We start from the raw sequence: 23622 nt of genomic DNA on the forward strand, positions 1-23622 counted from the left end.
GAAGTCGAAGTCAAGGCCCCTGAGAAGGAAGTCGTGACAGGCTCTGTCTCAGGCATTGACATCATGGACCTTGAAGACGCTGTCAAGGTGCTTTGGAAAGCGGGCATCTACGCTGAAAGCGGCATGGGCTGTACGGGTCCAATTGTCATGGTCGCTGAGGACAAGCTCGAAATTTCCATTAAAGTGCTTGCGGACGCAGGCTATGTTTCAAAAGAAGCAGACCCTTGCTAATTGAAGGGAAAAAAATGTTTAAAGAAGGCGTTTGGTTGGGGACTGTCCCCAACCAAACGCCTTCTTTTTAAGTCAGAGGGTAATCCACATGCCCTCCTTCAAATTTCATCATAGATATGTTATCCTTGATATGGCTGACACGAACGAAGTGAAGCTGTCGCCTGGAGGTTCCATCTCGCCACGCTTATAAAAAATGCTGTTCATAAACTATAGTATAAAGGAGCTTGATCCCTCTTGAAAAAAATCGAAAGCTTTACTGTAGACCATTTGCGTCTGAAACTTGGCGTCTATGTTTCCAGAGTAGACCATATAGGGACCGAAACTGTGACGACCTTTGACCTTCGCATGAAGCTTCCCAACAAAGAACGCCTGGACAATGGCGCGATTCACACGCTTGAGCACCTGATTGCCACTTATGTGAGAAATGATGAAGAATTTGCTTCACGGATCCTTTACTTTGGCCCTATGGGCTGTCTCACAGGCATGTACCTCCTGGTTCACGGCGCTTATACCTCAGAAGAAATCCTTCCGCTGATTCGAAGAGCTTTTACCTTCGCTGCGGCCTATGAAGGGGATATTCCCGGCGTCAGCGCCATTGAATGTGGAAATTACGAGCTTCACAATCTCGAGGGCGCACGAAAGGAAGCTGCCGCCTATCTTGAGGTTTTGAACCACGCTGGACCGGAGAATCTGAATTATCCGGTTTAGAAATACTGAATTTGAAAGGGGTCTACTATGTCGAGGATTGCAATTATTGGCGCTATGGATATTGAAACGATCCGGCTTACCGAGCTGATGACCATCAATGAGAAAAAAAATGTCGCCGGAATCACTTTTTTTGACGGCCAGCTCAACAATCAGGCAGTCATTGTCGCCACTTGTGGTGTAGGCAAGGTGAACGCCGCTGTATGTACGCAAATTATGATTTCTGAGTTTGGTGCTGAAAAAGTCATCAATACAGGGGTGTCCGGTGCCATTTTTAACGGTCTGGATGTTGGTGATACCGTCATTTCAACAGACTGCCTGCAGCATGACGTGGATTGCACCGCCTTTGGATATGCACATGGCATGATTCCACGTATGGAGACTTCCGTTTTCCCTGCGGACCGGGCTTTAGTAGACCTTGCCTATGAAATCAGCCTCGAATGCCTTAAGGACCATAAAGTTTTTAAAGGCCGCATTGTTTCCGGGGATCAGTTTGTGGCGTCACCGGAGCGCAAGACTTTTCTCGAGGACGTGTTCAAAGCCTATACCACGGAAATGGAAGGTGCCTCAATCGCTCATGTGTGCCATCTGAATAAAATTCCATTCGTGATCATTCGCGCTATGTCTGACAAGGCAGACGGCTCCGCCCATGTCAATTTTGACGAATTCGCGGTTATGGCGGCTGAGAACTCAAACCAAATCGTCCTTGGTATGTTGGAAAGAATGTAAAGTAAGTTAAGCATTTTAATAAGTTATTCACAAAAAACGCATTAGCGCAGCGCTAACGCGTTTTTTATTGAAAAAAAGCGTTTGGTTGGGGACTGTCCCCAACCAAACGCCTCATTTGTTTAGCTTTGTTTTTAATTATTCTACGTCAACCGGTCTTCTTTCAAAGACAATTGGCTTGCCTTCTTTACGGCGCTTCGCGTATTCAGCTGTAGCCGTGAAGAGAACGTCCGTTGATGAGTTGAGTGCAGTTTCGCAGGAATCCTGAAGCACACCAACGATAAAGCCGACACCGACGACCTGCATAGCTACGTCATTTGGAATACCGAACAAGCTTGCAGCAAGCGGAATCAGAAGCAGGGAGCCGCCGGCAACTCCGGACGCGCCGCATGCGCTGACTGCGGCAAGAACACTGAGGATAACCGCTGTTGCGATATCCACTTGAATGCCCAAGGTGTTAACTGCTGCGAGTGTAAGAACGGAAATCGTAACCGCTGCGCCAGCCATGTTGATCGTTGCGCCGAGCGGGATTGAGACAGAATAAGTGTCTTTGTCGAGGCCAAGGCTCTCACAAAGTCTCATGTTGACAGGAATATTTGCCGCGGAGCTTCTGGTGAAGAATGCGGTCAGACCACTTTCCTCAAGACATCTGAAAACCAGCGGATATGGGTTCTTTCGAATGTTGACGAATACAATAATTGGATTCACAACAAGTGCCATGAAGAACATGGTGCCAAGGAGTACCGCGAGCAGCTGTCCGTAGCTGAGCAGTGATTCGATCCCGCTTACTGCTATGGATTCAAATACGAGGCCCATGATGCCGAGTGGCGCGAAACCAATAACCCAGCGAACCATTTGTGAAAGCGCGTCTGAAAAGTTAGTGATCATAGTCTTAGTTGTATCCGGCGCATGTCTCAAAGCGATACCGAGAACAACTGCCCAAGCGAGAATACCAATGTAGTTCGCGTTAAACAGCGCTTTAACAGGGTTGTCGACGATATTAAGAAGGAGCGCTTTAAGAACTTCTGTAACGCCGCCCGGTGCTGCAATGCCTTCAACGCCAGCTGCGAGCGTTAGGGTAACCGGGAAAAGGAAGCTTGCGATAACCGCAACTAAACCCGCTAAGAAAGTACCAAGCAAATAAAGCGTGATGATGCCCTTCATATTGGTTTCCTGGCCGCTCTTGTGCTGGGAAATCGCGCCCATGACGAGGAAGAAAACCAGGATTGGCGCTATGGATTTCAACGCGCCAACGAACAGCGAACCAAAGATCGTAATAGGTTTAGCGAAATCAGGAACAGTAACCGCAAGAATAATACCAATGATAAGACCGATTAAAATACGTTTTACGAGACTGATGTGATTCCACTTATGTAACAATTTGCCCAAGAAAAAATCCTCCTTCAACTAGTCGAGTGAACTTTTGTGTCGTTCCTCTGTGTGGCCGGTATTTCGGGTTTCTTTCAACATCACCAATTCTAACCCATATTCCGCTAAAATGGAAGAGAAATTTGTCACCATTTCTTAATTTTTTAGTCGATTTGACTGAATATTTCATTATTTCACTAAATTCAGAATACAATAATTAATAAATACAGTTGTTAATTAATCAGCTAAATTCACCGGAAAGCGAAAGGTTAACATAAAAAAAAGGAGGTCAGCATTTGGTTTTGACCTCCCATTATAAAAACAATATTCACTATATATCTAAATGTTTACATAATATAGTTACTTTGTTTTTTTAATTCATAATGAAAACTACTTGTAAAACCCTCACTATACACTCATTATGCGAACTCAATGGTGAACAATAACTCCTTTTGCTTCACCTTGTTACCCCAAAATCCCCAAAAGCGTCTCGTAGACCAATTGCGGCGCCACATTAAAGGAATAATGCTTCTCAATGCGCTCCGTAAACTGATGAGCATCCTTCCCATAGGGGCCAATATTCACAACAGGGAGACTCAGCTTCTGCATCTCTTCAATTGGGAGCACATATCTTGACCCGTAAGCCGGCATATTGTTCTGAAGGGCAACAATGCGTTCGTTGCTTGGCGCTGACACAAAGCTAAGGTCTGAAATATAGGGATAGAATTTTCGGCTGACCACCTTGCTGTCACTTCCCTGTCCACGGATCGCGTTCTCCACCGCTTCGAGGAGGCGCAGATCCTTGGCCCAGTTGCCCTTAACGAAGTTATGCGGGTAATATGGTGGTGAGAAATAAACAATGACAATGGGCTCCTTAAAAGACCAAAGACTGTGGACAGCCTCCACAATGCGCTGGCCAAACAGCCGCTCGTCTATGGAAGTGTCCTTGAGCATGTCAGCTTTCAGGGCGTCGAGGTGCGCTTCCAGGACAGCCTCTCCCCGCTCCTCTTTAACCGCCTCGTAGAGGGCCTGATAGGAGATGACCCTGGCCCGCCATGGAAGCAATGAATGGACGGTCCGGCTAGCCTTGCAGTAGATGTCGTAGCGCTCGTTGAGGACATTGACCACGTCTGAAAACGCCTCGTGGGCGGCGCGGATCATTTTCGACATGACTTCGTCCGGCGTGCTCTTGTGGGTGGCGTAGTTGAAGTAGAGATTCGCCGTTCTGGCGATCTGCACCGAATACTCCTCTTTCAGGTCGCGTTGCTGGAGGGTGATGGGGGGTAGGGACACCTCACCATCGGCAACATCTGAAAAGGCGACGTTTTTATTGATCTTCTGGATGATGGCACCAGCGATGTGATTGGGGTCAAGGCCTTTGAAGGGGTCGCCCACGTGAGTTTCCTTGCCGACGACATAAAACGACGGCATCAGCTTGCCCACGGTGCCAATGTAGACGTAGCGGTCCTCGTCGCCCTCGTAGCGTGGAGACATGTAGTCCGTGTCCACCACGGCCAGATACTCATAGCCCATGTCTTCCTGCAGGCGGACGAGCTCAGGAACCACAGACAGCATGCCGCCGGAATTGCCCTCTTCATCCCCCACCGCCGCGAACACAATGTTTCCGGAAAGGCTGGCAATATCTTCAGACAGCTGCTCCAGGATGCTCATCAGGATGGCGAGACCACACTTCATGTCGAGAATGCCGCGGCCAAAGAGCCAACTGCCAGAATCGAGCTCACGTTTCGCGTCCCCTGAAAGTGTCACTGATTTCAGCGCCTCAATAAGGGCTTCCGGCTTAGTAGCCAGGTCTTTGAAATCCCCGTAATCACTGATTCCCACCGTATCCGTATGACCAATGGTGATTACCGTCTTTCTTGAGTTATCCTTTTCTCCTTCCAGCCGCGCTATGACACTGAAGCGGCCCAGGGGATCATTCTTAAAAGGCTGTTTTGTCAAAAGCTCGGGATGCTGTTTCCAGTACGGTATATCAGACAACAGTCGAAACACCAGCTCACTCATGGCTATTTCGTCTGCCGTTCCCACTACACTTCGACATGCGACCAATTCCAGCGTCAATTGCTCAATACGATCCGACAGCGCTGCCTTACCCATAGTACTAACCTCCACAAAATTCACTTTTTCTTAGGCAATATGACACCCGTTGTTTTATATTATAGTGAATTTAGCGCCGATTGCTATAGCTTGAAGCCCGTAAATCCTCTAAACGGGAAAAAGTTTTTTTATGCACATCATTGGTTTTTTACTGGTTCTTTACTGGATCTTTACTGGTTTCTTAATAGAAATAAGCGTCCTTCAGTTTTTCCTGCCAAAATTCCTCGAGGACCTCGAGGTCCTCAGCGAAGGCCTCCCCTGTTTGGGTCTCGCTTTTATCCAGGGTTTCAAGCACCTCAAACTCGAACTGATCACCGCCAAGGTGCGACCAATCTCTTTGGAGCTTCAAATTCACGCCGGCACCAGTCTTTCTCGCAAAGTCGAACCTGTTTCTGCTGCCTGTGAGATCCGTAGTGGATTCCAGGAGAATTTGCCCGCTTTGTGTGTTGCGGATGACATAAACGCCGCCAGTGATGGTGCGCTCTTCGTACTGGGCTCTCAGAGCCTTTTTGCTTTTTTTGTCCTTCATGGGGTCGTCTCCTGCAGCGGTTTTTTATTTTGGTACCGGCTATTTTATTTCGACCTCGGTGACGTATAAAATCTCACAGGCCCGGTTGCCTGAATCTGTTCGGGTGAGGCTTGACGTCCACTGGGGCAGCTGCGGGTCAAAGGTCACGCTGACGAGGTAGCCTTCGAGGCGGATGAGGTCGTTCTTTCCTATTCGCTTCATGGACTTTAGGACCGCGTCGTCCTTTGGGATCAAGTGTGTGTTTGCGGATTGTATTTGGACATCGTAAAGGCTGACTGGCGCGGCGGGAGAGAGGCGGTAGTAATACCATCGGCCTGACTGGGAATAGTCAATGGCTTCGTCTATGTGACGCTGATTCAGGTTGCCCCAGGCCAGTGCCAGATCCATGGGGGACACTGCGGCACTGGGATCGCTGCTGTAATTTTTACGGCCTTTGACCACGGCCGTGATATCGTACTCCGCCAGCAGTGTCAGGGTCACAGGCCCGGACTTACCCTCGTACGCAATGGTTTCAGGGGTGCTCAGCGGGCGCTGGACCGGCTCGGGAATCTGGTCCGGGTAAGCCGGTGCCCGGTTCAGGACACCGGCGGCCGTGGCACCCACGACAATCAGGATTAAGAGGAGTATGAATTTCTCCATAGTGTTCATACAGATGCGCACCTCCTTAAAAGACCCACAACTGAAGTAATGGGCAAGCGCGGTTATTTGATCAAATTTGAGGCTTTCACGCTATTATAACAAAAGATATGGACACCCGTGAAGGTGTCCGTTTTTTTGATTGCTTTTATTTCAGATTTATGGCTGAATCTCTTGGTTGGGGACAGTCCCACCCTGTCAGCTTTGGGGGCTGTTTTCCAATTCAGTGTCTCCAAGTTCCGTTTTGAGAACTTTCCCCATTGTGGTTTTGGGTTTGAGGCCATGAAGCATGGCTATGAGCCAGATCCTGAGGGCTAGAACCACCATGCCAAGAACAACCGTCCACCCTGATATTACCCCTAAAGCCATCAGAATGGTCCCCAAAACCGAAGCCGTAACAAGCAGTATAAGATAAGTTTTAAGCCGTTTGAGATAGAAGGCTTCCCTGACTGAGTCCCCTTGAGCCCTAAGCAGGCACACTGCGCCTGACAGCACATAATAGGCGAGGGCCAGATCCAGTATAGAATTGAGCTCCAATTTGAAAAGCGATGCCAGCGGCCAGCCGCTGAGAAAATCATTGAATTGAACCGCGGCAACTCTTGGTACGGCTGCAATAGCGCTGATCAGAGCTATAAGCGAGGCGCGCTTTAAGTAATGCTGGGCGTCTTTGCTCCTACGACTTGAGACCAGATTGGGATCAAATGCCTCTGCCTCTTGGCCGACTTCCTGGGCTTGGGCAGTTTTGGGATCTCTCAATATTTCCAGGATCCCGCCGCGGACCATGAGAAAGCCCACAAAGGACGGCAGCGGCAAAACCTCAAAGCCACCAATTGTTATGTGAAATGTCACAAAGATCATGCCCCAAAAGATTCTGTTAAAGCCTTCGTGCATTTAAATCGCCCCCCTGCCCTTGAGATATTGAACCAGATCCAGAAATTGCTCTGGATCGTAGGCGTGGAAGTGCTCAATGATGCTTAGGAGCCTTTGGCTGTGAAGTCTTCCATCCTCGGTCTTATAGCTGAGTTCAGGCGTTATTTCCAGCAAGGTATAATTTCTTGCAAAGCCCTCTCCCGTTTCCAGTGTCGCTGTAATTTGAAGCGAGTCGCCCGCTTCCAGCTTTTTACCTCGAAGCTCAGACAGCGCCATGCCGTTGACATCCATTACCAATGACTCTTTGTAACGGTCCAGTAATGGCGAACCTGCCTCGATCAATTCCACAGGTGCTGTAACAGAAAATCTGGCTTCATAAGTTCCATCAGATGACCCACTGCTGCTTTTATGCTCAATGGCGCCAGGTTCATAAGTACTACCCGTGAGCCAGATTTCACCCAAAGCGACCGTTTCACTTTCTCCATTCGAATAATAGACCTCAGCACAGGTAATTTTTTCAGGCCCAAAAGGAAGCTTTTCCAGGAAGTCCAGGCTAACTGTGAGTATATTGAAGCTATACCGCCCAATAGTTTTCCCACTGCCCTGGCTCTGTGACTGCGCGCTGTTGAAGCTGAAGGCAGTGGCTTCGGTCTCATAATAGGTTCGGGTCATCCCATCAAGCCTGAGGACCTCAGGAAATTCTATTCTTTCCACGATCCGTCGATCCGACTGGTCCGTGACAAAAGGCATATGCAGTGTCACTTGATGATAAAGAGGATACCCTTCCGAAGTTGTGCCAACCATGACTGTCCGTTCCCTGTACTGCTCAAAGAAGACCGGTCCATCGAGCTTGACAGACCACCAGAAAATTATGGCAGCTAAGCTTGTCATAATCATTAATATTAGACCGGTTATAAATATTCTGCGATTCGTCTGCATTTCAGCGTTCTCCTTTCAGGGTTCCGGGGAGAGGGTTGTCGTTACCGTTGAAAAGCGTTCTGGGGGTCATGAAATAATTGAAGATGCCAAAGCGCCCTTTATTTTAGTGTAACATATTCCCAGTACATTGAAATATTAAAGAACCATTTCGGTGCAGGGCGGGACTGGGCCGCGCCAAAAACTCAGGCGGAGACTGGGCCGAACCAAACATCCGGCGCGGCCCAGTCCCGCACCAAAAAACACAAAGGCAGCCGGCTCTCGCCGGCTGCCTGACTTGACCATCAAACTATCCTTACACCACTTCGTTGAACTGATATTTCTTCAAATCATATTTCTCAACTGCCTGAGGCCCCCGCACTATCTCCCGCTCGACCCTCAAAATCCCATCCCTGGCTGTCCGAATCCGCCACTCCACCAGCAAGATCTCGTTATTTACGATTTCAATGCAGGATATCCCCTTGGTGTGAACCCCGCACCCCGAGTTGAAATAAGGCAGCTCACCGTGCTTTGGAAACTTGGGCCGGTGCGTGTGCCCACAGATCAGCATCATTCTGTGTCTGGCGATCCACTTGTTGTAATTGCGCTCAATCTTGTGCATTTTATGCACGTTTTTAGCCGGACTCGCTGGATTTCTAAAACCAATCATATGCATAAATCGCCAGAAATACCGCAGTGCCAGCATTGAAAACCGCCATATTTGGTCATTCATGAAGTCCCCCTGATGCCCGTGCAGCGCCAGGATCTCCTGACCCGTTTCCCTGTGCCTGAGTACCAGCGCCTCATGGGCTTCCAGACCCTCAAAGAGCTCACAGTACTCCTCGCTGTACTCGTCGTAGAAATGGTAGAAATTTTTCTCAAGGTAAACGGGATCCTTCAGGTACATATTGTGATTCCCATAAAGCAATATGAGCCGATTGTCATCATGAAACCTCTTAAGCGCATCATACACCTCGCTGTGGGCGAACCGAATGTGCTTGAATTTTGAATGCTCCCAGAGCTCCTCCCCATCTCCTGTCTCCACAGCGACAAAGCCCTCTTCTAAGTAATAGTCGAGAGCGCTGAGGAAGATATTCTGATTTCTTGCGAATTCGTCTGAGAGACTGTTGTCCCCCCGGTGGGCGTCGCTGAAAAAGACGTACCGCGAATCCCCGTCAAAGAGTTCTACCCGGGCGCCTGTGTAAGCTTCTGTCAGTCTTTGATCAGTAAACATGGTTATCGCCTCGATTGTTAAAAGTTATGGGATCTGGGTGCTGGTTTTTTTGGAAAACCATCGGCATAAAAAGCCTTTAATAGGATGTTATTTTCTTAGCCTGCCTATCCAATTTTCTATCCAAGACTTGAAGCTCCTGGTCTCTCCCGCTGGGACCACCGCCCTGTGAATGGCTTTTTCCATCAAGCGTTCCTGGCAGTCCACAATCTCCCGGGACTCGTACTCTACGGGGACGTAGCTGCCATCCGAAGTGATCCGCCTTGCCTTCACCGTGTCCTCCAGCTGAAGCTCAAGCAATTCAAGCAGGCGCTTTTTAAGGCGCACGTCCTGCACGGGACAAGCGATTTCAATACGTTTTTCAGTATTGCGTGTCATAAGGTCCGCTGACGAAATGTAGAGCTGCATGTCATGGACGTCCCCCTCTGTGTCACCGAAGCAGAATACTCTGGCATGCTCCAGGTATCTCCCGACAATACTGCGGATCTGAATATTATCCGTCTTTCCAGGAATCCCAGGCAACAGGCAGCAAATGCTTCGAATGATCAGCCTAACCGGCACCCCCGCTTGAGAAGCCTCAGCAAGCGCGTCTATGATCTCCCTGTCTGACAGGGAATTCAGCTTCATCAGAATACCACTGGCATTACCATTTTGGGCCTTTTCCGTCTCTTGTCTGATCAGGCTTAATATAGGCGCTTTCAGCTCATAAGGTGAAACGAGAAGTCGCTCGTATGCGCCTTCAAGATTTGAGATGAGGATTCTTTTAAAAAACAGATTGGCATCCAGGCCAATCGCCTCGTCCGCTGTCAGAAGCGAAAGATCGGTGTAGAGCTTTGCCGTCTTTTCATTGAAATTTCCGGTACCCACATGGGTAATGTAGCTTAGCTTGTTTTTATCCCGCCGGGTAATCAGACAGATCTTTGAGTGGATCTTATACTTCTCAAAGCCGTAGACGACTTTGCAGCCCGCCTCTTCCAGACGCTCCGCCCATTCAATGTTATTGATCTCATCAAACCGGGCCCTGAGCTCCATGATGACGATGACCTCTTTTTTGTTTTCCACGGCGTCAATCAAGTATTCCGCCAGCTTGGACTTTCTGTCAATCCTGTAGAGGGTAATTTTGATGCTGATCACCGTTGGATCAGCCGCCGCCTCCCTTACAAGACTCAGCACCGGCTCCATGGCGTCATAAGGATAGTGAAAAAGCAGATCTCTTTTCATAATCTGACGGATTATACTCTCACCAAAATTGACCTCTGAGCTGGCCTGTGGCTCAAACTCCGGGTAGGTGAGGTGATGGCGGCCTATTGGCGTCAGACGGTTTTCAATTTCAAAGACGTAGCCCATATCCAGCGGTGTTTTGCTGTAATAAACCTGGCTGAGGTCAAGATTCAGCCGGCTGCAAAGAAAGCTTGAAAACTCTATGCTCAGCTTATTCTGCAGCTCTAGCCGCACAGGGGCAAGGCGCGCCCTGAGCTTGACTATCTTCTTCATATGGCTCCTGAAATTTTCGTCGACTTCAAAGGCTTCGTCATCCGGTTGGATGTCCGCGTTTCTGGTAACGCTGATCACCGTTTGCTCAAGGATCTCGTACATTTCAAAGACCTCAGGCGCGTAATGGAGAATCAGATCCTCCATCAAAATATAGCGCAGCTGTTTGCCTGGGAGGTAGACCACCCGGGGCATAGTCCTGGGCACAGGGATCAGGCCGTACTGAGTGGCGTCTTTCGACTTCAGCATGACCGCAATGGTGAGCGCCTTATTCTCAAGGTGTGGAAACGGGTGATGCGGGCTGATCACCTGAGGCGACAGCACTGGCATCACCTGGGTTTTAAAGTAGTTTTGAATGACCTTTTTGTCTTTCCCTGTCAAGTCCGCGACTTTAATGCGTTCAACCTCAAATTGTCCCAGAAACAGCTCTACATTCTGAAGCGTTTTGTCCCTCAGCGCGTATAGGGGCTTGACCGCTTTGTAAATGGCTTTCAGCTGTTCCCCCGGCGTCATGCCGGACTTGTTGTCAATCATGGTCTTCTGCAGCATGGACAAGTCGAGCAGACTCCCCACCCGGATCATGAAAAATTCGTCCAGGTTGCTGGAAAAGATCGACACAAATTTCAGCCGCTCCATCATGGGAACGGCCGGGTCGTTGGCTTCATTCAGAACCCGCTCGTTGAATTTGAGCCAGGAAAGATCCCTGTTTTGGGTGTAAGTATAGTCCATATATTCTGATGGCTTTTGCATTTTGGGTCTCCTGTTTGCTTTGACTTTACGCGCTCTTATTTTCCCATATCAGGGTTACTCAATCGTGAAATCCGTGTTAAATTATTTGATTCTTTCTAAGCCAATTTTCCAGCGGCTCGCGAATCTCGTCCCGGGACAAAACCTGGGCCGCCCTGTGCTCATCTCCCACTGCCGCCAGAACTTTAGACATGAAACCAATGGTATCCACCACAGTTCCACCTTTCTTTTCAATGCGCCTGCGCACGGATTCCATTACCTTTTGCGACGGCACGTTGTCCGCCATGGTCATGAACACCCAGACTTTTTTGTTCTTAAAGCTTTCTCTATTCAGAAAAGCATTGATTGCCGGCGTTGACTTGCCTGCCCACACCTGAATGCCCAGAAACAGGTTGTCATAGGACGCCAGCGGCTCAGTCAGAGGCTTGATGTCGCTTTTCAGTCCCAGCCAGGCCCCCAGTGCCGCCCAAGGAAGGCTCCCAAAAGGCCGTGGCTTCACCTCTTCGATCCGCTCGACCGAAAAGCCAGTCTGAGCCCGGATCTCCTCGGCTACAGATGACGTATTGCCTGTCCACGAATAATAAACAATCAGACTTTGGCCTTCCATACCAAACACATCCTTTCCTGAAAAACCTATACCCATTCCTGGCCCTGGATTATCAGAAAAGCGTCGAAGGGTCAGCCAATGCGTGGGGAAAAGAATAATAAAGGAAAAGGAGAATTGCGCCTTTTCCCTGTGAAACCATCGGCAAAAATCCTTAAAAATCCAAAATCAGCTTTGCCGATGGTCTCCCACCCCCCAAAAAGAAAAACTGTCACAAAACCCAATTATCCGGTTTTGTGACAGCACCAAATTCTATTGAATCAGCGAACGGATCGCCACGAAAAGCTCCGTATTGTCGAGATAAGCCCCTCTCACCGGATCCTGCTGGTCCGCCAGCTTCTTGAAAAGCTCTGAACCGGCACCTTTCGCGAAGAAAGGAATGAGCTGGTTGGTATGACTGCCGCTGTTCCACGTCATGATGGGCATGACGCCTGCGCCTTGATTCACAACCTCGTCATAAACACCTTCTGTTCCAGTCAAATAACCCGTTTCGTGGTCGCCTGTGACAATGACCAGCGTCTCACTCCAGCTGCTGTTCGTTTGAACCCAGTCACAAACGGCATTGACGGCGTTATTGAAGTCCGTTTGTTCCTCAATCAGCCTGCCGCTCTGATTGGCGTGTCCAGCCCAGTCAATGGCGCCGCCTTCTACCATCAGGAAGAAGCCATCGTCGTCGTTGTCCAGGACGTTCAGGGCGACATTGGTCATGACCTCAAGGGTTGGAACATTTTCATTGAAGTCGACTTCAAAGACAGCTGCCTGACCATCACCACTGCGGCTTTGCTGAAGCGTGGTATACACCTGAGGAATGCCTACAAGACGATTTGGCGTTTCACCTGTCTGCATGGCTTCAAAGTCTGTTTTCAGCTGGATCAGCGCCCAAGGGTCTGGTGTACCATCGCCGTCAGCGTCCGCGACTTTAAGAGTACCATTGAGAAGCGCCTTCCACGTGGCTTCGCCGCCTACATATCTAAAATTGGGGTTGCTGTTAAAATTGCCATCGTTGTCATAATACGGATGACCTGCGCCAATAATGACATCTGTGGCGCTGTCCATCAGCATTTCGTTCGCCAGCGCGCTGTAGTTGTTTCTGCTGACATTATGGGCTACAAAGCTTGCGGGAGTCGCATGGCTGAACTGAACGGAGGAGACAACGCCTGTGGCTCTGCCAAGGGCCTCAAAGTCTGTTGCTATATGGACGAGATCTTGTTCATCCAAATCCACGCCAATTGCTGCATCGTAAGTTTTGGATCCCGTGGACATAGCTGTACCTGCAGCAGCGGAATCTGTTGCATCTGATTTCACCGCGTCAAAGCTTGACCAAATGACATCCGGGTCATAGGAACCAACCGAGTATGTACTCATTGCGAGCTTTGTTGGAAACTTTTCGTAGCGCTGGGTGCCTGCCTTACCGTCGTTATAATAGTCCGTCGCGAGGATTTGGTTGTAGCCCCAGCCATCAGAGATCAGGACTATGACATTCTTGACGTCTTTGCCACTTCCTGTGAGCTTGTCTTCGACAACTGGCGCCGCCGCGGCCGGTACTACCAAGCCCATGACCATAGCGCCCATAAGCAGGACGGATGTGGCCGTTTTTTTGAACTTTCCAGAAACCATAACTCATTTCCTCCTCTTCACCTTGCGAATATGCTGTTTTTCTTTCTTTTACAGAAACAGCATAATTCAGCAATGTTATAAGGAGATTGACCCTTTGAAAGGAATAGGTAAAGTCATGTTAACTTTTGAGGCTTAATCCAAAACCTCAATCACAATGGCATTGCTGATCGCCCGGCCAGGTGTCCGCACCATTTTACCGTCATAAAACAGGCCGCTGGAAGCCCCACCGTCGAGGTTGGTCGCGGCTTCCGCGCCCAGCTGGATCATGATGTCGGCCAGCTCATGCAGGGTGGCAGTGGTGGTAATAAAGATCAGCTGACCACTGGCAGAAATGCCGGCGGCGCTGCGGGCGGCGGACTGGGAGGTGATCTTGGCTTCGTAGAAGGCCTCCTTGGTGAGATCAATGGCCTTCACGCCATTTCGAACGAGCAGCGGACCGGCGCCCACCACAGAGTCTGCGGATGTCCAGAAATCGCCGCCCAGCTCGGCCGTCAGCGCGGGCTTCATACTGAAGCGGCTGCCCGCCGCGAACTTGGCATAAGAGGTGTAGACGTAATCCGCGTTCTGGTTGATGAGGGCGCCAGTAGCCGCCAGGAGGTTCGTGTCCTTGCCAGGATAGCTGTGAGCCGCTGGGAACACGACAGTGTAATCTGCTGTGTTCGCCATAGCGCCAGTCCATGGATTGGCTTTGGAAATGATCCCGCCGCTGACGGTGAAGACGGTGCCGGCAAAGCCTGCGTTGGCAGTAATTTGACTTCTGTAGTCCTTGTCGAAGATCACAACGCGCTGATCGCCGGCGTGGATCAGGGGCGTATTGAGGGAAAAGCCCTGCCAGCTGCCGTTATACCAGGAGACTTTGTCGAAGACGCCACCCGTGTTCTCGCCGCTGACGGCGGAGGACACACGGTCGATCCGGGCTTCGGTTCCGGCAATGCCCAGGGCACCATAATGGCCGCCGGTGGTCATGAGCTTGCCACCCACGACCAGGGTGTTGCTGGGTGTGCCGTAGCCGTTGTAGGCGTCGAAGAAGGTGCCGTTGATGGCAAAGGCCGCGTTTTCCCGCTTGGCTATGGCTTCAAGTGCAGCGGTTTCACCCACGCGATCGCCCGCGAGGACGGCTCTGGCCTTTAGACTGCCGCCCTTCAGGTCAGCGGTGACAACACTGACGGGGATGGCGCGGCTGCCGACCTTGATAGTTTTTTCGGCGAAGGTCAGACCGCTGGATGGAGCTGTGGTATTTGATAGAGGTGTGTTTTCTGACAGTGGTCCCCCAACCGTCACTTGTGGGGTTGTGTTACCATCGGCCAGTCCTGAGCCTATAACGAGACCGCCGGCCTGGCTGTATTGGTACTCCCAGCCAAACAGCGTCTTGGCGAACCGCCAGGTCAGCGGGAAATAGGTGATGTCCCTAAAATTGAGGATTGGGTAGGTCTCCTTGGCGTTGTCAATGGCCAGCCCGCCCACTTTGACGGGATAGGTGACGACTTTAGCGGTATAGGCGGCGCCAAGCCGGTTGCTGCCCGCCGTGTCCTGCCGGACGGTTTCCATGCTGGCTGCCTTCTGGATCTCCAGCCCAGCTTCAGTGGAGAATTTGAGGCTGAGGCCGAGGGCACGGGAAAGGTTCCAGGTCATGGGGAAATAGGTGATGTCTCTGTAGACGAGCAGCGGATAGCGGGCATTTTGGGACTCGAAGGAAACGCCATTCAAAGTGACTTCAAAGTTGGGAATGGTCACGCCGGCGTCTGCGGCGTAGGCTGCTGGCGGTTGGATGGCCGTGAGTGTAAGGATCAGGCTGAGTATGAGCAGCAATTTTTTCATGGTTTAAGCCTCCAGTTGGGTTGTATTAGACGGTTCGGGATATTTTTCATACCCATAGAATACCATTTTGGGTTTGAGGGTGAAAGCGCTATGCATCCGTGGAAGGTTAAAATTATATTACTGTGACTGTTTGGTCCGTCCCTGTCCCCGACCAAGCGTCCCTGTCCCCGACCACGCGTCCCTGTCCCCGACCACACACCTCAAAAAAAACAGGACTTTCAGGGATGTTCCAGCATATCGCCACCCTTAAAAGCCCTGTCTCACTTATTTTCTTTTACTTTTCAAAATTCCACAAAAACAATTCAGCTTTCTAAACTGCCCACCATCACGTCCGCCTGACCTTCCGGCTGAGGTACCGCGCCATGTCCCTCTTGTCCTGTTTCTCAAGCCCCCGCTCGCCGGCCAGCGACTCCAGATGGTGCGTGAATTCATGCTTCAGCGTCTCCTCCAGCTTCCTCCGGACCACACTGGGCGAAGCGCTCCCATACACCTCTGCAAACGAGCCGTAATAAATGACAATATATCGTCCCTGACTGCCGCCCCGGTGATATTCCCCCATGATGTAAAGGTCGTCACCAACGCCTTTCGGATGCATCCGCCTCTCCGGCAGCAGCAGAATTCCGCCGTTCAGTTCCCTGTAAAACACCTCCGGCAGCCCCTCGGCAATCTCCTCCAGCATCGCTTCCATTTCCTCAATCGTTACCAAAGCCACCACCACTTTCCTGTCACAGTCTTTAGTCTATTCATTCCCCCAAAGCCTAAAGACCAAACAGCTGCCGATGGTCCCATCACCCAAACACCGCACCCCTAAGCCTCACTGATCCAGATCGCCGCCAGCATTGCCGCCGCGCCTATGGCCATCTTCGTGGTAAACGCATCTCCAAGGAGCACCACGGAAAGCAGGCTGCCAAACACCGCCTCCATACTCAAAATGATGGAGGTCACCGACGGCTTCAGATACTTCTGGCAGACTGTTTGCAGGTAATACGCCACTATAGAGCCAAATACAGCCAAATACAGAACTGCCAGCATACCTAAATGAAACACCTGCGGCGCCGGGCTGAACACAAGTCCCAAAACCATGGCCATAACCGCGCCTACACCAAACTGGACCGCCGTGAACACGCCGGCATCTTCCCTATGGGCAAAATAACCCGTCACGACAATATGGGCGGCATAAAACATGGAGCTGAGCAGCGTGATGCTGTCCCCCAGTCCAATAGACAAATTCTCATTCAGCGAAATCATGCCAATGCCCCAGAAGCACACCGCAGCACCAATATAAGCCTTAATCGAAGGGTTTTTCTTAAATACCGCCCAGGTCAAGAATGGGACGGCTACAACATAAGCCCCGGCTAAAAAAGACTGCTTACTGGCCGTCGTGAACTGAAGGCCATAGATCTGAAGCACATAGCCCATAGACAGCATCACACCGGCGATTAGACCGCCCTTCATATCTTTAAGCTTAGTCGAAAACAGCTTTTTTCTAAAAATTACAGCCATCAGGACAAACGCAAATAAAAAGCGAAATCCCATCAGATAAAACGGGCTCATAAATTCCAGCGCATATTTACCGGCAGGGAAGGTCGATCCCCACATCAGCGCCGTGGTCATCAGTCCAAGGCCCGCCAGGAGCCGCGTCTTCTTAGGATATTCATCAGATGGATCTATCGTCTCCTTTAAAGATTTCACCGTGCTTTTATCTATTGGATCCAGCTCTCTCCTGTTGTCCTCTGCAGCCATTACGTTCATCCCCTTAATTTTACATAATCGTCACCTTCATTATAGCAAAGCATCTTTTGTATTTTTTAAATGATTTTTGATTATTTTTGTGAAACATACCACAAACGGTTCTCACTACCTATATAATCTTTTTATGAGCGTAAGAATACGATCCGTTACCGCATTGGAAAAATCAAAAGTCTCTTAAACTTGGAACAGTCCGAAGGCAGCTTTTACGAGCAGCTCTCTCTGGCGATCAAGCTCCATAAGATCTACACTCAGTAAAACCATTCTCCGAAAGGGGCCCTCTTCGTGATCGATATTTCCTTTTACCAGGTTAAAAAAACCTATTACCAGAAGCCCGTCCTCGAGTCGGTCTCCTTTGATCTCCACTCAGGTGCCAAGGTCGGCTTGATTGGCAGAAATGGTGCCGGAAAGACGACCCTCTTCAAGCTTATAATGCGGGAAGAAGCACCTGACGCTGGACAAGTGATCCTTCGTAAAGGACTCCGTGTAGGCTTTCTGGAGCAGCTGCCGGATCACAGACCCGGCCAGAACGTAAAGCGCGTTTTGGAAGAGGGCTTTTCTGAGCTGCTAAAGTTAAAAGCAGACCTCGCGAGCCTCGAGCGCAGTATGACAGAGACCCCAGAAAACCCGGCGCTGCTTCGCAGCTACGGAGAAAAGCTGACACAATTTGAAGCTCAAGGCGGCTATACTATGGACGTCAAGCTGAGCGAGATCAGTCAGGCGCTAAAGCTTGGTCCCCTCCTCGAGCAGCCCTTTGAGTCCCTTTCCGGCGGAGAAAAGACCAGGACGCTGTTTGGCCGGCTGCTCCTTCAAGCTCCGGATGTCCTGCTCCTCGACGAGCCCACCAATCACCTCGACAGCGACATGCTCGAGTGGCTGGAGCGCTATTTGAATCTGTATGACGGCACTGTCATAGTGATCTCCCATGACCGCTACTTCCTCGACCTGGTCGCTCAATCGATTCTGGAGCTGGATCAGGGCTATGTCAAGCACTACGAAGGCAACTATTCCTGGTACGCGATTGAAAAAGAAAAGCAGGACGCCCTTCAGCTCCAGCAGTATCAGCTCCAGCAGAAGAAAATCAAAGCCATTGAGGCTGCCATCCAGCGTTTTGAGCTGTGGGGCAGCATAGGTGACAATGAGAAATTCTTTAAAAAAGCCAACCAGTTCAAAGCACGCCTCGACAAAATGGACCGTGTCCTCCCGCCGGACCATGGCAAACTGAGTTATAAGCTCAGCCTGGAGGGCACTGCCAAAGCCTCGAAGAAGTTGATTGAGCTCGAGGATTTAACGCTGGGCTATCCCGGTGTCACCTTGCTGGAAAATGGAACATTTACTCTGTTTCGAGGCGAGCGCTTGTGTCTGATTGGCAAAAACGGAACAGGCAAAACGACGCTCTTCAGGGCTATTCTTGGACGACTGGAACCAACGGCTGGACGTGTTAAGGTTGGGGGTTCGGTGACCATCGGCTATATCCCTCAGGATATAGAGTTTGAGGATCCTAACCTCAGCCTGCACGACTGGTGCACGCAGACCCTCTCCCTGAACAGCGGGGAGGCCAGGAATCTGCTGGCCCATTACGGCTTCCGGGACCAAGAGGTCTTCCGGCAGCTCTCGACCCTGTCCGGTGGCGAACGGAGCCGTCTGAAGCTCATTCAGCTCTCAAAAAACCAATCGACGCTGCTGCTCCTGGATGAGCCCACCAACCACATGGACATCCCCTCACGGGAACAGCTGGAGGCTATGCTGAGCGCCTATGAGGGCACCCTTCTGATGATCTCCCACGACCGCTACCTGATTGAAATGATGGCGACGGGCATGCTCTGGCTCCATGATCAACGCCTCGAGCGCATTGACGGCGGTTATGCCGATTATCAGTCGCGCGCCCAAGCGCCTTCGCCCCAAAACACGCCGGGCAGGCGCCCTGTTGAGTCTTCAAAGCCCACCGCGTCTGGCAGGCCGCCACGGCCGAGGTCCTACCAAAAAGAGAAACTGCAACTTCAACAAGTCGAGGCCGAAATCACATCCCTTGAAGCTTCCGTAGCCCGCCTGGAAGACGAGCTCCAGCGACACGCCAGTGACTTTGAAAAGCTCACCGCCCTCAGTACAGAGCTTGCCGACCTCAAAGCCCGTCACAATGTCTTGCTCGAAGAGTGGACTATGCTGTCAGAGCTTATTGACGCCGGCGCAGGTCAATAAGGCGCCGCAAAACTGTCAGTCGCCTATCTGGTCCAGGGGATTTGCCTGCAAGTGGCGCCTCCTGCTGGGACTCAGGCCTGAAGCGTGATATAATGAGAAAAATGACGACCACCAACTAACGAAATGAGGTTCACTGTATGATCCAATTTAAATCACTCGGCATTTCAGCGCCACTCCTCACCGCCATAGACGAAATAGGCTTTGAGACACCAACCGAGGTCCAAGTCCTGGCTGTCCCCAAAATACTGAATCAAGAAGATCTGATTATCATATCCAAAACCGGCAGCGGCAAGACTGCCGCTTTTGGCCTGCCTATCCTTCAGCTGACGACGCCTGGCATCAGCGCCACTCAGGCTTTGATCCTCACCCCAACCCGGGAGCTGGCCATCCAGGTTGACCACGACATCATGCAAATGGCGAAGCACCTCAGCCACAGAACGACCGCAATTTACGGCCAGCACAATATCAATACCGAGATCAAGGCTCTGAGCAAATTCCCAGAGGTCGTCACAGGGACTCCGGGCCGGGTTTATGACCACATTCAGAGGGGCCAGCTGAAACTGGACAAGGTCAAGTTTCTCGTCATAGACGAAGCTGACCGCATGCTCGACATGGGCTTCATTGATCAAGTAGTCCGCATTATTAAAAAGCTGCCCAAAGACCGCGTTACGCTTCTGTTTTCTGCCACTATGCCTGAAGAAGTCCGGCGCATGTGCAAAGCCTACATGAAATCTCCTTCAACCATAGAAATCGAATCTGAGACCAAGACCGTGGACTTGATTGACCAGGCTTATTACCGCGTTCAGCGAAGCGAAAAGCGGACCCAGCTGGATCGCCTGCTTCAGCTGAACCGGCCGGACAGCTGCTTGATCTTCTGCAATACCAGGCACGCCGTTGACTCCGTTCAGAGCTTTCTCCATCGCCAGGGCTATGCTTCTATGGCACTGCACGGCGAAATCCCCCAGAACAAGCGCCAGTCCACCATTGAGAAATTCAAGAAAAGTGATTTTCACCTTCTGGTCGCCACAGATGTCGCTGCCAGGGGGATCCATATTGAGGACCTGTCGCTGGTCATCAACTATGATGTCCCGGAGGACAAGGACAGCTATGTCCACCGCATTGGACGCACAGGTCGGGCTGGCAATACCGGTCGTGCCATCACCCTGGTGACCGGGGAGGATTTAATGACCCTCTATGAGATTGAGGAACACATCAATGCTATGATTTCTGAGGAAGAGCTCCCAACGGACGCGGCGTTGGCGGCTATTAAAGACGAGGTCACTGCCTGGAAGAAAACGAAGTCAGTCCCAGCCGCAGCGCCCTCAAAAGCAACCTCTGCGGCGTCTGCCGGTTCCGCACCCAAAGGCAGGGGCACGCGCCCGCCAAGACGGCCCAAGTCGGACCAGGCACCTCAAGGAAGAGGCCGGTCAAAAGACGAACGCCCTTCAGACCTTAACAACAAAAAATCTGCCGATAGTCACGACTCCGGCTTCCGCTACGAAACCCGCGAACCCAAATTCGAAGCCCAGAGCAAAGCTGCATCCTCTTCCAGACCGTCAAGAAAAAAACCATACGCGGATCCCAACCGCCAGGGCACACCAAACCAGTATCATCCACATCACAATGAACCAAAGGCTAAAGGCATTAGTGATGCAGTCTCAAAATCTGCTCCACCAGCTGTACCAACAAAAGCTCAACCTGCCCCCGCTGCGCCGAAAGAAAAATCAATTGTCGCAAAAGTATTGGGACGTTTGTTGGGGAAGAAATAAGCAACAATGGCATTTGATGATCAGAAAGCATCGGTTACCGACCTTCTGTTGATCAAATGCTTTTTTTGTGAGGACATTTATCAGCCACCTGCTTAATTTTAATACCCTCTTGTTGAATTAACCAATTCGTACTATACTGATACATATTGATACTTATTTGTATCAGCAGAGAGGAGTGCAGCTATGGACGCATCATTATACGTAAAAATTCTTTCTGACAAAAGTATCACTGATCTAAAAAAATTAACTTTCAAATACCCAGACGTTAACCTTAACGAACTTATTGAGCTCTTTAAAAACAACGTCTACAAAAGTTTACCCATTCCTGACTTCTCCGGGAACGATCTCGTTTATATGGAAAACATGACACAGGTCCGAACAAAAGCCTATAAGCTGCTGCTCTTACCACAGAATCCAAATGAAGCTTATGGATTAAAAGCTATGGAAGAAGAGATTTCCGCTACGCTTACCATTGAAAATATTGATTTTTCACGGGATAGCGTCAGAAAAATCCTGCGTGGTTACGCACCTGCAGACGACAGCGAGCAGCGGATCTATGGCCTAAAAAAAGGGCTCGACTTTATATCTAACCCTGAAAATATAATAACAGAAGAAGCCATTCAAGAACTTTATGAATTATCCATCAGCCATAATCTGCTCGAGGACGACAAATTAAAACCAGGTGCATTCTATCGCCATGATAAAGTCTATATTTTGGGGCAAAATTTAGAGCATACCGGACTGCCATATGATAAACTTCCTGAGTACATGGATAAACTCGTGCGTTTCATCCATTCAGACAGTTCCATGAACGATCTTCTCAAAGCTGCTGTCATCCATTTCTACATTGGATTTCTTCATCCTTATTTTGACGGAAATGGTCGAATGGCCAGACTCATTCACATGTGGTATTTACGAACACAAGGTTACGCCTCTACCCTTTTTATACCGCTTTCAAGTTATATCGAGCGAAGCCGCAGCGCGTATTATAAAGCTTACTTATTGGCAGAAAGCAATTTCAAGATCAGCAAAGTATTAGATGTCACGCCTTTTCTCATCTATTTCATTGATAATGTTTACAACAAACTATCCCAGCCTTTACCACAGACCCATACGATTGAGGCTTTCAGCAAAGCACTTCATGATGGTCACATCACAGTCAAACAAAAAGACCTTTGGAATTTTGTTCTATCCGCATATGGCAGCAGTGAGTTTTCAACTAAACAGCTCGAACGTGACTTTGGGAATGCGGCTTATGCGACAATCCGTGAATTTGTTATGAAATTCGAGATGTTAGGGCTTTTGACTGCGCAAAAGTATGGGAACAAGGTCAGGTATGCCGTAAAACTTGAGTGAGGGGAAACGGTGCGGAGAAACAGTACCAGCCCTCGCCAAGGGAAGTTTTTGACAATTCCACCCTTCACATCAGTCATCCAGAGTTACGCCTTGTGCAAGCAAAAGAAAAGCAGGACCAGAAATTCAATCTGGTACCTGCTTATTTTTGTGTGCTAAATGCAAAAGGAAGTTTGGCCTCTGACATGTTTATGTGTCTGAGGGAAGCTTATAGATTTATTATTAGTAACCCATTTCTTTCAGCAGTCGAGAGAGTGTGCTTAGCCGTTCCCCAATTCGCTCGCCATCATCGCTCAGCGCCTGGCTGAAGAGCTTGATGTCTTCTTTGATCTTTTCATTGTCAGTACACACCTGAACAGTCATGGCATCCCCTTGAAGTCCTACCCGGTCCAGTACCGTATTGCTTTCATCATATAAGCTCTCGTAGCGGTAGGCATCCTGGAAGTGGAGCTTGGTTCTGCATACCAGAATCGCTAAATCCAAGACACGGTGAAGCGGCAGTTCTTCCGATTGTCTCGACCATTTCCCCCCGGTATGACGCCAAACCTTCGCCGATATTTCAACTTTTCCCCTGTCATTCCACTGCGCGAGTCCTAAGGATAATCCTTTGGCATCCGTATCGTAGGCATATCTGCCATCAATGTTTTCGTAGTTCTCAACGACAATTACAGGCTTGTGCTTTAATGTGGTTGGGATGTTCATGTTGTGTTCTCCCCTTTCTTGTTATTATATATTTACTAAATTACTAAATTACTAAATTATAAACTCGAGGTTATTGTACACCCAATTTCCAATAGCGTCAAGGGAGGAGAAGGAAAAGCGCACTAAGCTTCAGTGAGCTTGCTCTTTTATGCGTTCTGGGCATCTTACGCCTCACCGGGCCACGACGTGCACCTCGCGGCTGGCGCCTATTGCCCCGCACTGCACCTCACTGCATTCGGTCAACGGC

Annotated in this window: 19 protein-coding genes and 1 pseudogene; 6 read left to right on the forward strand and 14 right to left on the reverse strand. The window is 50.0% G+C overall.

Features of this window, described 5'->3' with window-relative positions:
• From BLP63_RS15870 to BLP63_RS15880, 3 genes and pseudogenes are all read left to right on the forward strand, one after another.
• Positions 1-231: pseudogene (locus BLP63_RS15870) on the forward strand (glycine/sarcosine/betaine reductase complex component C subunit alpha); the annotation flags it as partial.
• Between the two features lie 234 nt (positions 232-465).
• Entirely contained in the window at positions 466-939 is a 474-nt protein-coding gene (locus tag BLP63_RS15875; RefSeq protein WP_092593341.1) for an S-ribosylhomocysteine lyase, read from the forward strand.
• A 27-nt stretch (positions 940-966) separates the two neighbouring features.
• The gene (locus tag BLP63_RS15880) at positions 967-1665 is read left to right on the forward strand and encodes a 5'-methylthioadenosine/adenosylhomocysteine nucleosidase (RefSeq protein ID WP_092593343.1); all 699 of its coding nucleotides are present in this window, start codon (positions 967-969) and stop codon (positions 1663-1665) included.
• Between the two features lie 135 nt (positions 1666-1800).
• Here BLP63_RS15880 and sstT read toward each other — a convergent pair whose 3' ends face one another.
• From sstT to BLP63_RS15945, 13 genes are all read right to left on the reverse strand, one after another.
• Entirely contained in the window at positions 1801-3051 is a 1251-nt protein-coding gene (sstT, locus tag BLP63_RS15885) for a serine/threonine transporter SstT (protein WP_092593345.1), read from the reverse strand.
• A gap of 444 nt (positions 3052-3495) precedes the next feature.
• Positions 3496-5145: a M20/M25/M40 family metallo-hydrolase gene (locus BLP63_RS15890; RefSeq protein WP_092593347.1), complete on the reverse strand. Its 1650-nt coding sequence runs from the start codon at positions 5143-5145 to the stop codon at positions 3496-3498.
• 181 nt (positions 5146-5326) lie between these two features.
• On the reverse strand, positions 5327-5674 hold the full coding sequence (locus BLP63_RS15895) for a GIY-YIG nuclease family protein (protein WP_092593349.1): 348 nt from the start codon (positions 5672-5674) through the stop codon (positions 5327-5329).
• A 39-nt stretch (positions 5675-5713) separates the two neighbouring features.
• Positions 5714-6322 carry a hypothetical protein gene (locus tag BLP63_RS15900; protein WP_092593351.1) on the reverse strand — a complete coding sequence of 203 codons (609 nt, stop codon included), beginning with the start codon at positions 6320-6322 and terminating at the stop codon, positions 5714-5716.
• 186 nt (positions 6323-6508) lie between these two features.
• Positions 6509-7201 (reverse strand): hypothetical protein, encoded by a 693-nt coding sequence (locus BLP63_RS15905; protein WP_092593353.1) that lies wholly within the window; start codon positions 7199-7201, stop codon positions 6509-6511.
• Positions 7202-8119 (reverse strand): hypothetical protein, encoded by a 918-nt coding sequence (locus BLP63_RS15910; RefSeq protein WP_092593355.1) that lies wholly within the window; start codon positions 8117-8119, stop codon positions 7202-7204.
• Between the two features lie 292 nt (positions 8120-8411).
• Positions 8412-9329: a metallophosphoesterase family protein gene (locus tag BLP63_RS15915; RefSeq protein ID WP_092593357.1), complete on the reverse strand. Its 918-nt coding sequence runs from the start codon at positions 9327-9329 to the stop codon at positions 8412-8414.
• 87 nt (positions 9330-9416) lie between these two features.
• The gene (gene ppk1 / locus BLP63_RS15920) at positions 9417-11567 is read right to left on the reverse strand and encodes a polyphosphate kinase 1 (RefSeq protein ID WP_242870949.1); all 2151 of its coding nucleotides are present in this window, start codon (positions 11565-11567) and stop codon (positions 9417-9419) included.
• A gap of 76 nt (positions 11568-11643) precedes the next feature.
• The gene (locus tag BLP63_RS15925; protein WP_092593359.1) at positions 11644-12171 is read right to left on the reverse strand and encodes a flavodoxin family protein; all 528 of its coding nucleotides are present in this window, start codon (positions 12169-12171) and stop codon (positions 11644-11646) included.
• 249 nt (positions 12172-12420) lie between these two features.
• The gene (locus tag BLP63_RS15930) at positions 12421-13785 is read right to left on the reverse strand and encodes an alkaline phosphatase (RefSeq protein ID WP_092593361.1); all 1365 of its coding nucleotides are present in this window, start codon (positions 13783-13785) and stop codon (positions 12421-12423) included.
• Between the two features lie 132 nt (positions 13786-13917).
• Entirely contained in the window at positions 13918-15603 is a 1686-nt protein-coding gene (locus tag BLP63_RS15935) for a phosphodiester glycosidase family protein (protein ID WP_092593363.1), read from the reverse strand.
• Between the two features lie 325 nt (positions 15604-15928).
• Positions 15929-16315, reverse strand: coding sequence for a metallopeptidase family protein (locus BLP63_RS15940; protein WP_242870950.1), 387 nt, complete (start codon positions 16313-16315; stop codon positions 15929-15931).
• Between the two features lie 95 nt (positions 16316-16410).
• Positions 16411-17346, reverse strand: a complete 936-nt coding sequence (locus tag BLP63_RS15945; protein WP_170829510.1) for a DMT family transporter — start codon at positions 17344-17346, stop codon at positions 16411-16413.
• A 291-nt stretch (positions 17347-17637) separates the two neighbouring features.
• On the opposite strand from BLP63_RS15945, the gene abc-f reads away from it, so the two are divergent.
• From abc-f to BLP63_RS15960, 3 genes are all read left to right on the forward strand, one after another.
• Entirely contained in the window at positions 17638-19551 is a 1914-nt protein-coding gene (abc-f, locus tag BLP63_RS15950) for a ribosomal protection-like ABC-F family protein (protein WP_092593367.1), read from the forward strand.
• A 137-nt stretch (positions 19552-19688) separates the two neighbouring features.
• Positions 19689-21320, forward strand: a complete 1632-nt coding sequence (locus BLP63_RS15955) for a DEAD/DEAH box helicase (RefSeq protein WP_092593369.1) — start codon at positions 19689-19691, stop codon at positions 21318-21320.
• A gap of 183 nt (positions 21321-21503) precedes the next feature.
• The gene (locus tag BLP63_RS15960; RefSeq protein ID WP_092593371.1) at positions 21504-22676 is read left to right on the forward strand and encodes a Fic family protein; all 1173 of its coding nucleotides are present in this window, start codon (positions 21504-21506) and stop codon (positions 22674-22676) included.
• Positions 22677-22895: 219 nt separating this feature from the next.
• On the opposite strand, the gene BLP63_RS15965 is transcribed toward BLP63_RS15960, so the two are convergent.
• Positions 22896-23375: a DUF6530 family protein gene (locus BLP63_RS15965; RefSeq protein ID WP_092593373.1), complete on the reverse strand. Its 480-nt coding sequence runs from the start codon at positions 23373-23375 to the stop codon at positions 22896-22898.
• Positions 23376-23622 lie beyond the last annotated feature (247 nt).

The sequence above is a fragment of the Acidaminobacter hydrogenoformans DSM 2784 genome (assembly GCF_900103005.1).
Classification (GTDB): domain Bacteria; phylum Bacillota; class Clostridia; order Peptostreptococcales; family Acidaminobacteraceae; genus Acidaminobacter; species Acidaminobacter hydrogenoformans.